This is a genomic window from Morganella psychrotolerans, from assembly GCF_965118875.1.
In the GTDB taxonomy this organism is placed as follows: Bacteria; Pseudomonadota; Gammaproteobacteria; order Enterobacterales; family Enterobacteriaceae; genus Morganella; species Morganella psychrotolerans_C.
Genome location: NZ_CBCPJD010000014.1, coordinates 1 through 14,631 on the forward strand (window position 1 = coordinate 1; position 14,631 = coordinate 14,631).

The 14,631-nt window shown below is 41.4% G+C and carries 10 protein-coding genes and 1 pseudogene; all 11 read left to right on the forward strand.

The genetic code is table 11. The features are described from left to right. A pseudogene (locus ACMHKJ_RS13885) lies at nucleotides 1–231 on the forward strand (hypothetical protein); the annotation flags it as partial. After that, the gene (locus ACMHKJ_RS13890; protein ID WP_413494780.1) at nucleotides 222–926 is read left to right on the forward strand and encodes a DUF6708 domain-containing protein; all 705 of its coding nucleotides are present in this window, start codon (nucleotides 222–224) and stop codon (nucleotides 924–926) included. The pseudogene ACMHKJ_RS13885 and the gene ACMHKJ_RS13890, both read left to right, overlap by 10 nt. Nucleotides 927–962: 36 nt before the next feature. After that, on the forward strand, nucleotides 963–1,229 hold the full coding sequence (locus ACMHKJ_RS13895; RefSeq protein WP_413494782.1) for a PAAR domain-containing protein: 267 nt from the start codon (nucleotides 963–965) through the stop codon (nucleotides 1,227–1,229). Beyond that, the gene (locus ACMHKJ_RS13900) at nucleotides 1,229–2,422 is read left to right on the forward strand and encodes a hypothetical protein (RefSeq protein WP_413494784.1); all 1,194 of its coding nucleotides are present in this window, start codon (nucleotides 1,229–1,231) and stop codon (nucleotides 2,420–2,422) included. The genes ACMHKJ_RS13895 and ACMHKJ_RS13900 overlap by 1 nt, the downstream gene beginning before the upstream one ends. Nucleotides 2,423–2,472: 50 nt before the next feature. Continuing rightward, nucleotides 2,473–5,853 carry an ImcF-related family protein gene (locus tag ACMHKJ_RS13905; protein WP_413494786.1) on the forward strand — a complete coding sequence of 1,127 codons (3,381 nt, stop codon included), beginning with the start codon at nucleotides 2,473–2,475 and terminating at the stop codon, nucleotides 5,851–5,853. 145 nt (nucleotides 5,854–5,998) lie between these two features. Next, nucleotides 5,999–8,620, forward strand: coding sequence for a T6SS effector BTH_I2691 family protein (locus ACMHKJ_RS13910; RefSeq protein ID WP_413494788.1), 2,622 nt, complete (start codon nucleotides 5,999–6,001; stop codon nucleotides 8,618–8,620). Then, complete coding sequence (locus ACMHKJ_RS13915) at nucleotides 8,617–9,654, forward strand: DUF6708 domain-containing protein (RefSeq protein ID WP_413494789.1); 1,038 nt, start codon at nucleotides 8,617–8,619, stop codon at nucleotides 9,652–9,654. Before ACMHKJ_RS13910 ends, ACMHKJ_RS13915 begins: the two co-directional genes overlap by 4 nt. Nucleotides 9,655–9,878: 224 nt before the next feature. Beyond that, nucleotides 9,879–10,916 (forward strand): DUF6708 domain-containing protein, encoded by a 1,038-nt coding sequence (locus tag ACMHKJ_RS13920; RefSeq protein WP_413494791.1) that lies wholly within the window; start codon nucleotides 9,879–9,881, stop codon nucleotides 10,914–10,916. Between the two features lie 225 nt (nucleotides 10,917–11,141). Continuing rightward, nucleotides 11,142–12,179 (forward strand): DUF6708 domain-containing protein, encoded by a 1,038-nt coding sequence (locus tag ACMHKJ_RS13925; protein ID WP_413494793.1) that lies wholly within the window; start codon nucleotides 11,142–11,144, stop codon nucleotides 12,177–12,179. Between the two features lie 385 nt (nucleotides 12,180–12,564). After that, the gene (locus ACMHKJ_RS13930; RefSeq protein ID WP_413494795.1) at nucleotides 12,565–12,990 is read left to right on the forward strand and encodes a hypothetical protein; all 426 of its coding nucleotides are present in this window, start codon (nucleotides 12,565–12,567) and stop codon (nucleotides 12,988–12,990) included. 20 nt (nucleotides 12,991–13,010) lie between these two features. Then, entirely contained in the window at nucleotides 13,011–14,618 is a 1,608-nt protein-coding gene (gene tssA, locus ACMHKJ_RS13935) for a type VI secretion system protein TssA (protein WP_413494797.1), read from the forward strand. Nucleotides 14,619–14,631: the final 13 nt, after the last annotated feature.

Sequence of the window (14,631 nt, forward strand, 5' to 3'; positions counted from 1 at the left end):
GTTAACAGAGAGCTGAATAAGCAGGAGCAGGAAAACCCGCTGTTGCAACATGAACGTATAGATATACAGAATGAAAAGTTAGCTCCTTGCTTAAATGTAATTAAAATAAACTCTAATTATATGGATGTTATAGATAAGTACTATAGTTCTAAAGGTGTACTTACTTTTATTTCAATCCTTGGTATTTTCTTTTTTTATATCAAATATCCAAACTTATTGTATTGTATATAGATGATCGTATAAATGCTATTTTTCCGGCTGTATTTTTTCTTAGTGCGGCACTTGCTATAATTATATTTCTTTTTTATTGCATTAGTAAAGAATGTTTCATAAAAACTCATTACCCTATTCGTTTTGATCGCTCTAAACGTATGGTATATGCATATAAGACAGATGGTACGATAATTTCAGTACTGTGGGATGAAATCTATTTTACATCAGGGCTGGGGCGATTTAAGACACCTATGGATGATTACTACCTGAGTGGTCATATTCTCAGCGAAGATAAAGAAACAATTATTGATACTTTTTGTTTACCTGAATCAGATGTATATCGTAAAGATCTTATTCCGCACTGGAAATTTATTCGCCGTTATATGAAAGAGGGAGTTGAACCTGTTATTGACTCAATAAAATACTACGTTCCTATTGATAATAAAAAAGAAACACCTAAAGAGAGTTATGTTTATTTGTTGGCTGAATTAAAAACTTTTACTTTCTTTCTCTTTCCATTCGGAATGATAGCAATATTACCTATCTGGCTGTTGCGTTGTCTGGCAATTCACTTCAGTAAACTGACGGTCTGGCCGGAGGATATTGAGTCACAATGTGAAATCGATAAAGAGGATCCTTACCAGCGTGATGCCTCGTTTAATAAACAAAATCTCTGGAAAGGCTGGTTTTTAAAAGGATACGGGAGTTTTTAACAAGAGGTAGCCTTGAGGCTACACAGGGAGAATATAATGAAGGGTATTATCAGAGTAGGTGACCGGACATCCGGTGGTGGTTATGTAACAAGTGGCTCATCTGTGATTAAGTTTTCGGGGAAGTATATTGCCCGCAAGGGAGATCCGGTTGATTGTCCGAAGAAAGGTCATAATAACGCATTCATATCTCAGGGACATCCGACAATGAAAGATCATGGAATACCAGTGGCTTTTCATGGTTATCTGTGCAGTTGTGGCTGTGTATTAATTTCATCATTAACTAATGCATCATCAGATAAATAATGCCTGTTAATCTTAATTCTATTCCGCCAAAAGCAAAGCGGTCAAAAAAACCATCAATGAAAATATGGTCATATATACTATCTGTTTTCTTACTTGCAGGAGGTTTATTTAATTATTTTATCACCAGAAATGATCCTGAAAAACTAATTAGTCTGTATGTTGTTACTATTTTCTCATCTGTTTTTTTCTTAGCACTTATCTTGAGATTGATATCCTATTTTATTTCAGAGCATCTTGCGGATGGTTGGGATTTTCAACGACATCAGGATGTAGAATTAGAAATAAAGCGCGGTCAGCGTTATGTTTCGGTTGTTTCTCAGGCGTTATGCCTTCCTCATATTGTTGACAGCCGTTTTCTGATTTCAAAAATATCTACTGATGATGAATTATCATTACCAGTGCATATTAAGGATGCGGGTAGTGATTTATCCTACCAATCTCAGTTTGATGATAAAACTCAGATTTTTTCAGACAGATGTATAAACAGAATAAGAGATACATTACTGAATGAATCAATGATAAATGGACTGAATGAAATTAGTAATAACCATGTACTCACCGTTGCTCTTTTAATGGATACAGATACTCCTGAGTACAGTTATGGTATTGATGTTATTCATGAAAATATCAATAGTATAATAAAAAAGCCATTTAAATTAATAAGTCAGTATGACTTATTGTCAGTTGATTCATGGATGGACTCTCCGGATATAACCGATTATCTTCTTGTTGTTAGTCTGCGTTTATACTCTGATTTGATACCCGGAAGCAGTGAAGCTGCAACATCTATTTTATTTTCATTATCAAATGAAAATTGCAGAGTAGCATTGCATCGACCAGAATTTTATACTTATTCTGATAACGGTGTAGATCTGAATGAATCAATAAATAAAGCATTGTTATGGGGTAAGGCAGATGCAGAGGAAGTGGATAGCATCTGGTTAACCGGGACAGGATTCAGAACAGACTCTGAAATAAAAAACTCAGTAATGCATTCGTTAGCATCAATAAAAAAAACAGCATCTCAGATAATTATATCAGATGATAAAACAGGAACATTAAGTTCTCATTCATGCTGGGTGAATATTTGTATTGCTGCTATGAATGCGACAGTCAGTAATAAATCACAGCTGGCAGTGAATATTATGAGAGACGAAAATATAATTTCATCAATGGTGATTTCTAATCACTGACAAATTGTAAAATAACTTATCAAAAAAGTACAGACAGGAGCAAGCTTGTTATGCTACGGATTAATCGCTCTGATATCAAATTCAGATGGTGGGCAATATTACTATTATTGGTAATTATAGGTATAGTTATATTGGTTGTAATGAAAACAAACCCTGAGTTATTAGGTTTTAATAATGGAGCAAGACCGTCTGAAAGTGTTTTTTTTGTTATCCTGTCTATTGTAATAGGGGCAATATCAATTGTTGCACTATTCTTTTTGTTTTCCCGCTTTTTCGGTAAGAATATATATACAAATGTAAGAAATAAAACCTTAAAAGATAACGAAGTTGCTATTGACCATAAGGATACTTATGACAATGTGGCCGATGAAATTTTAGTTTATCTGAAGCACAATTACTCCGGTCTGCGTTTTTATAATATTGTCACTCTGCTCATCACCGGCACCCCTGCCGCAGTTGAAAAACTTGCCCCCGGGCTTACCCGCGAACACTGGCAGGAAGCCGACGGTACATTACTTATATGGGGCGGGGATATTTTGTCTGTTACAGAAGAGCCGCTTATCCGGACACTGAAACAGCTTCGCCGCCGCCGTCCGCTGGACGCAATTATCTGGGTCACCGAAAACGGCGTGTCAGAGACATTGTCAGAAAGCTCACTGACGGCGGGCAGTATTAATGCAGCGGCGACGGACAGCGCATGTCGCAGTTTCCATCAGTTATATAAAGCCCTGCGCTGGCAGGCGCCTGTCTGGTTGTGGAGTCTCACGCCGGGAGAGAACCTGAGTGCGCCGGATACCCCGGCGGTATTGTGTATGCCGCAACAGAGCGTGACGCCGGAGATATTAAGCACTGATTTGCGCCGGTTATTACCGGCGGTGACCACACAGGGCGTTCAGTCTGTGCTGGCAAAACAGACGGATACCTGGCTGCTGATGCTGGCGCGTTTTCTGCGGGCAGATGGCAGCCGTCAGTTATCTGCGGCACTGACACCGTTTTTTTCCGGTATCCGGGCGCTGCCTTTTGCCGGTATTGCATTCAGTACGGTGCCGGTTGCCCAAACCCGGTCTGTGCCGAATACCTGGTATCCGGACAGTCGCTGGCACAGCCTGCTGAATGCACAGAAAGCGCTTTCACCATCATTAAAGCCACAGGCAACCGGTGTCAGCCGTAAACGTATTCTGCAATACAGTGCCGCCACCGTAATGGTTGTCTGGGGGGCAGGTATGGTGATGTCGTATCTGATGAACCGCCAGATGATAGAGGATACCCGGCAGCAGGTGTCACTTGCCGCTGATACCCGCCAGTCTGATGCTGAGCGCCTGAAAGCGCAGTTTGCACTGCAACAGACTCTCGGATTGTTGTCACACCGCGCGGCGGCATCCGTTCCTGTCTGGCTGCGTTTCGGGCTGAGCAGTAATTCTGCATTACAGGTGCGGCTCTGGCCGGTTTACAGCAAAACGATTTTGCCTCTGTTACGTAATGCCGCGGGCGGGCATCTGGAAGCGCAATTACAGGCACTGGCTCAGTTACCTCCGGACAGCCCGGAGCGCACTGCCGCTGCCGCTCCGGCGTATCAGGCACTGAAAGCGTATCTGATGATGAGCCAGCCGGAACGGATGGACCCGGCTTTTTTTGCCGAAACTGTGCTGCATGTCTGGCCGCAGCATGAAGGTATGACTGACGGACAGTGGATGGCGCTGGGAAATGAGCTGCTGACATTCTATGCAAAACAGTTACCGTCGCATCCGGAATGGGTGATTAAACGCAATAAAACATTGGTTTCGCGCACCCGGACTTTGCTTATCCGTGAAATGGGTCAGCGCAATGGTGAATCCGCACTTTATGACAGCATTCTGCAACAGGCGAAAGATAACTTTGCAGATATGACACTGGATGAGATGGCGGGCGAAACGGACGCAACCTTTTTATTCAGTACGGATGAAGTTGTTCCGGGTATTTTTACCCGGAAAGCCTGGGAGGACTCAGTTGAACCCGCGATTAATCAGGCAGTTAGCGGGCGTCGTGAGGAGATAGACTGGGTATTGAGTGATAATCAGCAGACGATGGACAGTAATATTGACCCGGAGCAACTGAAACAGCGTCTGACAGAGCGTTATTTTGCTGATTTCTCCGGTGCCTGGCTGAATTTTCTGAACAGCCTGCAATGGCGCGGAACTGAAAATCTCTCTGATACTATCGATCAGCTTACATTGATGAGTGATATCCGTCAGTCGCCGGTAATAGCGCTGATGAATACGGTGGCGTATCAGGGAAAAACCGGGCGTCAGCAGGAAAAACTCAGTGATTCCTTTATGAACTCGGCCAAAGATTTACTGAATAAAGAGTCGCAGCCGCTGATCAGTCAGAATATGGGCTTTACCGGTCCGCTGGAGCCGGTATTCGGACCGTTGCTGGCGTTTGTTGATCCGCAGCCCGCCGCACAGGGCAGTGATGCTATGAATCTGCAAACTTATCTGACCCGTATTACCCGTGTGCGCCTGAAGCTGCAACAGGTGGTTAATGCGCCTGATCCGCAGGCGATGTCACAGGCGCTGGCGCAGAGTGTGTTTGAAGGAAAAACCGTCGATCTCTCAGAAACGCGGGATTACGGCAGCCTGGCGGCTGCGGGGTTAGGTCAGGAGTGGAGCGGGTTCGGTGAGTCATTGCTGGTGCAGCCGATGTCTCAGGCCTGGCAGCAGTTACTGACACCTACTGCGCAGGGCATTAACAGCCAGTGGCAGAATGCGGTGGTTAATGACTGGAATGCAGCATTCGGGGGGCGCTATCCGCTGAAAAATACCCGCAGTGATATCGCGCTGCCGTTGCTGGCTCAGTATCTGCGGGCAGACAGCGGGCGCATCCAGCGTTTTCTGGAAACCCGCCTTAAAGGGGTTCTGCATAAAGAGGGAACACACTGGGTGCCGGACAGCACAAATGCACAGGGGCTGACATTTAACCCGGAATTTCTGAAAGCACTGGATACCCTGAGTTATATCTCCGATGTGGTGTTTGCCGAAGGAGAAGCCCGCCTGTACTTTGAGATGCGGCCGGGAACCTCTGACAGTGTGATGCAGACAGTGCTGACCATTGATAAACAACCGCTGGTTTATGACAACCAGGTTCCGGACTGGCAGCGTTTTGTCTGGCCTGCCGACACGGTGGCGTCCGGTGCATCCCTGAGCTGGATGAGCACAAAAACCGGCACGCGCTTATACGGCGACCACCGGGGAGTCTGGGGATTTATCCGCTTACTGGAAAACGCCAATGTCTCTCCGTACGCCGGAAATACCAGCAGTTACCGTATTGTCTGGAAAACACAAAATGGCCAGTCACTGAATTATGTCCTGCGCACAGAAATGGGCGACGGACCGCTGGCATTATTAAAATTACGCAATTTTGTGTTACCGGATAAAATTTTCCTGGATGAGTAATATCCGTACATCACAGTATTTTATATGTGAATGATATTATTAAAAATAAAGATAAATAATGCCTGCTGGAATACAGAAAAAACATCTCACTTCTGGTTGTGAAAAATAATAACCACGATTTTTAATTAATTAAACAGGAATAACTATGCATATAGATAAAGATTGTAGTTTTTGCCGGAGAGAGGGATTGCCGGTTATACCTGTAAGACCCGCTATTATGGAAAAAGAGAGCTCCTTACCGGTAAATAAAGGTGAAATCGTCTGTTCCATCCCACCGGAAGGTGAGGTGAGTTATACCAGACGGTTATTAAGAGAAGGTTTCTTATATATATATGATGAATTAGGGCATTGTTGGATTAATTATTATGTGACCGCTGATGGGTTTTATTATCCGTTGTCACAGGATAGTGATGTACCGGAGGCAGTAGTAAAGGGCGAAAGGAAGCCGTGTATTATTGAACCGGAGAGTTTAGCAAAAGCGTCATTTATCACATTACCTGTTTTACCCGAATCTGTGGGCGTAAATGGTTCATTTTGGTTCTCATGGGCTGAAGTTCAATGGACAAAATCAACGAGAGCAAAACATGAGGAACCTAATTACCGTAAAAGATATATGCAGTTATTTGATTTGGGAAAGTGGCTGAAAACTAAATCTGAAAAACTGGCGATCTCAGTAGACAGACTTATGTACGAAGTCGCTGAATGTAGTGCGTTCTCTCATAATTCAAATATAGCAGAATATACAGAGAGTCACTGGCTTAATAAAAATGGTCAGCAATATCGAGCAATTAAAGAACAATGTGAATTACTCTATCCCGGGCACGGAGTAATATTGGAACTTTCAGATCCTGTCGGGATTATCAAAGATATCGCCTCATTATGTAACTATCGGTATCAGGTAAATTTACTGGAAAACAAAGAATTTGTCAGAGAAAGAAATTTATCATCGGTTCTTGATATGCTGACGGACGGGGTGAAAAATCAATACGAGTTTGATTATCTGGCGACTATCGAAAATGTACGGGGAAAAGTAGAAAATAAGTCAAATAGTGCATTTAAGGAAGCGAGTGATTATTATTTAGAAAAACACACCACACCCTATATGTCAGACATTGTAGATTATCGTTGGAGTAAATACGAAAAATATATTGACAGGGAAAAGCAGGCGAGCTTTGAAGAACGATATAAAAAGGCAGTGTCAGACTATAATAATACGATTATTTCCCCGATGGTGAAAATGTATTTGATATGGTTCTCTTGTGAGAACTTCACTGATTATATGGAGCATAATTTTGATCAGGATAATGTTGTCAGTGGTAGTTTGTTTTTACAGACAATCGCTGATTGCCTGGAAGGCATGCAGGATAAAATAGGTGTTTCTAAACTAATACAAAAAAGTTTATTATCAGAAAAATACACAAGTGACAATTTAATATTAAGAGCACTGATGCTAAATCAAAACAACACTATCGACATAGTGTCCGGTGCGGTCAGCAGTGCAGGTAATTATGATGATTTACCATGGGACAAGGTAATTGAAGGTGTTGGTGGGGTAGTGGAAAGCCACCTGTTTGTTATCCAGTTGGCGATGGAGAAACTCTCTAACACTATCAGCAGCGGAATAGTGGGTTTAATTGATAACGCACTCAATAAAGCGCCGCTTCCTGCATTAGTCTGGCTGAGTGCGTTTTATAAAAAAAGAGTCACACTCATAGAGGTATACGGAACAAAATATAACTTTGTGAAGGTTGCAGCAGAAAAAACACTGGAGATGTTGAATGTGGCAGATAAGAGTACACGGCGTCAACTCAGCCAGCATATTGATAATAAAATTAAAATACTCGGAATGAAAGGTGTAAAAATAAGCGGAAATACTAGACTGCGGTTTCTGGTGGCAATTGACCACAGAGATGTCCCGAGGCTATATGGTTATTTACAAAATAAACAATTAAAAAATATTGCTGATTCCCTGACACCAGTCGAAAACTTAAGAAACATTATGTTTTCAGACACATGGCGAAGTGATGTTAATGCCTCTATTAATACAAAAGCCTCTGCATTATTAAATAACAGCATGCGGTCAATTCCTTTTGCTGGTATTGTTTTATCAACAGCATTTCAGATTAATGTTGTAATGGGTTCCTTCAAAAAAGCAACGAAAGGTGAACTGAAAGACAATGAAGAGTGGATGAAGTTTATTGCAAATACAATGACCGCATTCGGTGCGGTATTGATAACACTGGAAAAAGCTATTTATGAATATAAAGTACTGCGGATAATACCAAAGATTAATATTAACTATAATTCCAGGGTGATGCTGAAGATAAGGGATCGTCTTCTTCGTGGAGCCAGGTTTTTCTCGGCCTTTGGCCTTATTATTGTTTTTTGGGATGGATATCATTCTTTCGAGGAAGTACAGAAAGGTAATTATGGCCTAGCATCTCTGTATTTTATCTCTGGGGTTTCCGGCGGTGTTATATGGGGGATGACTATGTCTAGGTCTGTTGCAAATTTTTTCTTACAACAGACATTATTCAGGTGTGCAATCGGTGTATATATACTTCCGCTTATGATTGTAATATTATTTATGTCAATGTTTCTTATCGCCTATCTTGAGGAAGATAAACTCGAGGCATGGTTTAAAAGAATATACTTCAGGAAGGATATGGAACTGGGTAGTTCAGGCTGTAATATTAATATATGGCCAACGATGGATTTTGAAATGAGTGAATTAAATAAAGCACTGGGTTATGAGGGAGAGGAATGAACAGACATCGGGAAGGGAAGTCGATCGGTTTATTAACGCCCTATATAATAGAGCGTAAATTATATCCTGAAGAGATTGAGGAACACCTGGGTAAACACTATAAAGAAGAACAAGACAGTACTGTGTCTGACTGTGATTCCATTATTGAATTTAATGAAAGTTATATTGAAGTGGTTGATAATGATTATTTTGATAAAGGCCCGGTGTCACTGTATTTATTTGGCACGAGTGTAGGTTTTATGGGGTTTGGTCTGTTTTGTGTTATTCATTTTATTTTTGTTAATCAGATCTATTTAATGATTTTATTCTTTACAATATCATTATTAATGTCATTGCTTATGGGTAAATTTTTACTTCATGACTGGTTTAAAAAAACACATTATCCGGTACGCTTTGACAGGAAAAATAAACTAATTCATGTTTATCAGTATAATAACGACATTATTTCCCTGCCCTGGAATGATGTCTATTTCACCTTGTATAAAAGCAGATTCACATATTGTCTTATTGGTCATGTTCTTGCCAGTGATTATGAAACGGTAATAAACTCCTTTTCTTTCGGACGGATGGGTAATAAGGCCGAAGCTCAGGCGCTTTGGCGATTTATTCGCTGCTATATGGAGGAAGATTGCACTGAGGAGCTTTCACAGATTATTGAAATAACCTTACCAATAGCAGAAAAAAAAGAAAGTTATCTATGGGGTTTTTTATGTTTATCAAAAATGGAGTCATGGGTTGATTGGGTGATTTCATTTTGGATAATACCGATGTCTGTCATCACAAGCCTTCCCCGTTATATCGGGATGCGAACATGCAAAATACCGCAGTGGAATGAATCTGTTCTGGAGTTATGCCGATACGATGGCAATGCTTTAGTTAATAAAAATGCAGGGAATAACCCTGATGATATTTATCGTTATATGTTATTAACGCAGTCGAAAGAAAGACGTAATGAAATTTTAAATCGGCGCGAAAAGGCGATGAAAGACATAAACATAAAACTAAGTGAAAAATATGGTAGTGGTAAGGTGTAACTGATTATCCTGTGATTATATATTCCGCTTATGATTATAATATTATTTATGTCAATGTTTCTTATTGCTTATCTTGAGGAAGATAAACTCGAGGCATGGTTTAAACGAATATATTTCAGGAAGGACATGGAACCGGATAGTACAGGTGGTAACATTAATATATGGCCAACGATGGATTTTGAAATGAGTGAATTAAATAAAGCATTAGGTTGTGAGGGAGAGTAATGAACAGGCATCAGGAAGGCAAATTAGTCGGTTTATTAACGCCCTATATTATAGAGCGTAAATTATACCCGGAAGAGATTGAGGACCATCTGGATAAAGACCATAAAGAAGAGCAAGACAGTACCGTGTCTGACTTTGATTCTATCATTGAATTCAATGATAATTACATTGAGGTAGTTGATGATAATTATTTTTACAAAGGCCACGTATCACTGTATTTATTTGGTACGAGTATTGCTTTTATGGTAGCTGCGTTATATTGTGTTTTCCATTTTATTTTTTTTGATCGGATCTATTTGATGATTTTGTTCTTTACAATATCATTATTAATGTCATTGCTTATGGGTAAATTTTTACTTCATGACTGGTTTAAAAAAACACATTATCCGGTACGGTTTGACAGAAAAAATAAACTGGTTCATGTATATCAGTATAATAATACCATTATTTCCCTTCCCTGGAATGATGTCTATTTCACCTTGTATAAAAACAGATTCACATATTGTCTTGTTGGTCATGTTCTTGCCAGTGATTATGAAACGGTAATGAACTCCTTTTCTTTCGGACGGATGGGTGATAAGACCGAAGTTCAGGCACTTTGGCGATTTATTCGCTGCTATATGGAGGAAGATTGCACTGAGGAACTTTCACAGATTATTGAAATAACCTTACCGATAGCTGAAAAAAAAGAAAGTTATCTATGGGGGGTTTTATGTTTATCAAAAATGGAGTCATGGGTTTATTGGGTACTTTCATTTTGGATAATACCGATGTCTATAATAACAGGTATTCCCCGTTATATCGGAATGCGAACATGCAAAATACCACGCTGGAATGAATCCGTTCTGGAATTATGCCGATACGATGACAATGCTTTAGTTAATAAAAATGCAGGGAATAACCCTGATGATATTTATCGTTATATGTTATTAATACAATCGAAAGAAAGACGTAACGAAATTTTAAATCGGCGCGAAAAGGCGATAAAAGACATAAATATAAAACTAAGTGAAAAATATGGTAGTGGCAAGGTGTAACTGATTATCCTGTGATTATATACTTCCGCTTATGATTATAATATTATTTATGTCAATGTTTCTTATCGCCTATCTTGAGGGAAATAAACTCGAAGCATGGTTTAAAAGAATATACTTCAGGAAGGATATGGAACCGGGTAGCTTAGGCGGTAACATTAGTATATGGCCAACGATGGATTTTGAAATGAGTGAGTTAAATAAAGCCTTAGGTTATGAGGGAGAGTAATGAGCAGACATCAGGAAGGCAAATTAGTCGGTTTATTAACGCCCTATATAATAGAGCGTAAATTATACCCTGAAGAGATTGAGGGATATCTGGATAAACATCATAAAGAAGAACAAGACAGTACTATGTCTGACTTTGATTCTGTTATTGAATTTAATGAAAATTATATTGAAGTGATTGATGATAATTATTTTGACAAAGGAAAAGCATCACTGTATTTATTTGGCACGAGTGTTGGTTTTATGGGTCTTGGTCTGTATTGTATTATTCATTTTATTTTTGTTAATCAGATCTATTTGATGGTTTTATTCTTTATAATATCATTATTAATGTCATTGCTTATGGGGAAGTTTTTACTCCATGACTGGTTTAAAAAAACACATTATCCGGTACGGTTTGACAGAAAAAATAAACTGGTTCATGTCTATCAGTATAATAATGACATTATTTCCCTGTCCTGGAATGATGTCTATTTCACCTTGTATAAAAACAGATTAACATATTGTCTTATTGGTCACGTTCTTGCCAGTGATTATGAAACAGTAATAAACTCCTTTTCCTTCGGACGGATGGGTAATAAGACCGAAGCTCAGGCGCTTTGGCGATTTATTCGCTGCTATATGGAGGAAGATTGCATTGAGGAGCTTTCACAGATTATTGAAATAACCTTACCGATAGCCGAAAAAAAAGAAAATTATCTATGGGGTTTTTTATGTTTATCAAAAATGAATTCATGGGCTGATTGGTTGTTTTCATTTTTAATAATACCACAGTCTGTCATCTCAAGCCTTCCCCGTTATATCGGGATGCGAACTTGTAAAATACCGCAGTGGAATAAATCTGTTCTGGAGTTATGCCGGCATAATGGTAATGGTTTAGTTGATAAAAATTCAGGGAATAACCCTGATGATATTTATCGTTATATGTTATTAATACAATCTAAAGAAAGACGTAATGAAATTTTAAATCGGCGCGAAAAAGCGATGGAAGAAATAAATATAAAACCAAGTGAAAAATATGGTAGTGGTAAGGTATAACTGATTATTTCACAGACTTATGGGATACGTATACAAATAGGCCGGAGAACGATGAATTGTCTTTAATCCTGCGTTATGACCTTGACGTTATCTGGTTACGGTGAGTTCCCGCAGTTGCTCTATTGTCCGAAAGCACCAAATAGCCGATTACTGAAATGGCTTGCGGGTTGCTGATATGATTAAAATTATGTAATTTTGTGTTACCGGATAACATTTTCCCTGATAAGTAATGTTATATTTTAAATATGACAGAAATAATAAATATCACTGAATGAATACTCATGGAATTATCATGAAAAAAATCATCTTTATACTCCTGATATCACTATTAACGGCATGTGACCAATCTCCGGATATTATGCACGGATTTAAATGGGGTCAAAGTATGGATGAGATCCGCAAGTCTGATTTAAAAGGACTGAACTGTACACCGGCACCACAAGGCTGGGCATGTCACTCTTTTTCATCACCTGCTGAACAAATTCAGAAGCATGCTTATTTCTTTGTTGTCATGCGGGATCAGGGAATTGCATCACTGATGATACTGAACCCAAAAAAATACAGCAATAAAGATGAGTTATTTGCAGAATATAATCGTCTGAATAATGAACTGAATACCGTATTCGGAACGGCAACCAGTGATATAAATAATGTTATTCAGGATGATTCGTTTTTTACCTGTTTATCCCGTAAATCCTGCGGTGAAATTTACAGTGAATATAACCGCGATGGTGTAACCGCACATATTTCTTTGGACAGTGATGGCCGGAGCGGATCTGTTTCATTGCTGATGGCAACGCAGAAAAAATAACGGAGTAATAGCAGAATCTCATGAATGTACTGAATACTTTATCTTCAGCTTGTTTTGCGGATAACCCGGATGAACCGGCGCGGATTGCCCGGCAGGAAATAGCACTGTGGGGTGCCTGGTTATTGCCTGTCAGTGCAGAGTCACCTGCGGGCAGCGACCCGGGTTATGACGATGATTTTGAACGGATGCGGGAGGAGGTGAATAAACTCTCCGGCGCAGATACTGAATTAATTTGTACGCTGGCAGAAAAACTGCTGACGACAGTATGCAAAGATGTGCGGGTTGTCACGTATTACCTCTGGGCGCGCCTGCATAAAGAAGGCGGAAAGGGCCTGGCTGATGCACTGGCGTTACTGGCCGGTATGCTTATTCAGTATCAGGATACGCTTCTGCCTGAGCGGACCAACAGCCGGAAATCAGCTATTGAGTGGCTTGCCGGGCAGCGGGTGCTGGACAGTCTGTCACTGTACCCGGAAGTGGAACGACAGGAATTTTCCCGTGCGGTTGCCTTACTGATGTCGATTCAGCAGACATTGGATACCCGGGATGATATCGGCGCTCCTGAGCTTGGTCCGTTATACAGTGCGCTGGAAAAACGCCTCGCACTTTCCGGCGGTGCGGATTCAGTTGTGCCGCAAAATATCAGCAGCGAACCTGCCCGTAATGCCAATACTGCGGCGCTGGTGCCAGGAAGGGGCAGCCAGGTGCAATCCGGACGTGAATTGCTGGATCAGGCAAAATCACTGGCAATGTATCTGCGCAGCCAGTCCGATGGCTGGCTCGCCGGGCACCGGCTGATGAAAACAGTGCGCTGGGATACGCTGCATCAGTTGCCGCCTCAGAATCACCAGGGCTGCACCCGGTTGTCACCGCCACGCACGGAGGCCCGCGCACAGCTTAAACGTCTGTACCTTCAGCAAAGCTGGGGTGAGCTGACGGAACAGGCAGATCGCCTGTTTGCCGAGGGTGTGAATCACTTCTGGCTGGATGTGCAGTGGTATCTGTATCAGGCGCTGAGTAAATCACCGTCCCCCCGTGACGGCTGGGCAGATGTTATCAAAGCTGATTTAAAGCTGTTTCTGACACGTCTGCCGGGGCTTGAAATGCTGGCCTGGGAAGATGGCACGCCGTTTGCGGATGAAGTAACACTCGGCTGGATAAATCAGCAGGTACTGGAGGAAAGCAATTTCCCGGCGGCAGGATTTCATCCGCCGGCAGAGCAGACAGATGAACATTCTGTTCTTGCTCTGGAGCAGGAAGCGCTGGCACAGGCGGACAGTGAGGGAATTGAAACCGCTCTCCGCTGGTTACAGAGCCGGCCGGATACCGGCTCGCCGCGTAACCAGTGGCTACTGCATCTGGTCATGGCAAGGGTGGCGGATCAGTTTGCCCGTTATGACCTGGCACTGAACCTGCTGCGGGACTTAGATTGCCGGGCCGCGGGTATCACACTTGCCGGCTGGGAGCCGCAGTATCTGTTTGAAATTAAAGCCCGCCAGCTACAGTTGCTGCGCGGCAAAAGTCAGCGCAGTGGTGCCGGAAAAACAGGGACTTCGCCGGAAATGGATGCATTACTGGCAGAATTAACCGCATTGGATCCTGTTCGTGCCGCGATTTTATATCCCTGACCACTATTCAACG

Bases quoted from the DNA above. Each gene is read 5' to 3' on its own strand.
- ACMHKJ_RS13895 (WP_413494782.1), top strand. From the start codon at position 963: ATGAAGGGTATTATCAGAGTAGGTGACCGGACATCCGGTGGTGGTTAT.
- ACMHKJ_RS13900 (WP_413494784.1), top strand. From the start codon at position 1,229: ATGCCTGTTAATCTTAATTCTATTCCGCCAAAAGCAAAGCGGTCAAAA.
- ACMHKJ_RS13905 (WP_413494786.1), top strand. From the start codon at position 2,473: ATGCTACGGATTAATCGCTCTGATATCAAATTCAGATGGTGGGCAATA.
- ACMHKJ_RS13910 (WP_413494788.1), top strand. From the start codon at position 5,999: ATGCATATAGATAAAGATTGTAGTTTTTGCCGGAGAGAGGGATTGCCG.
- ACMHKJ_RS13915 (WP_413494789.1), top strand. From the start codon at position 8,617: ATGAACAGACATCGGGAAGGGAAGTCGATCGGTTTATTAACGCCCTAT.
- ACMHKJ_RS13920 (WP_413494791.1), top strand. From the start codon at position 9,879: ATGAACAGGCATCAGGAAGGCAAATTAGTCGGTTTATTAACGCCCTAT.
- ACMHKJ_RS13925 (WP_413494793.1), top strand. From the start codon at position 11,142: ATGAGCAGACATCAGGAAGGCAAATTAGTCGGTTTATTAACGCCCTAT.
- ACMHKJ_RS13930 (WP_413494795.1), top strand. From the start codon at position 12,565: ATGGATGAGATCCGCAAGTCTGATTTAAAAGGACTGAACTGTACACCG.
- tssA (WP_413494797.1), top strand. From the start codon at position 13,011: ATGAATGTACTGAATACTTTATCTTCAGCTTGTTTTGCGGATAACCCG.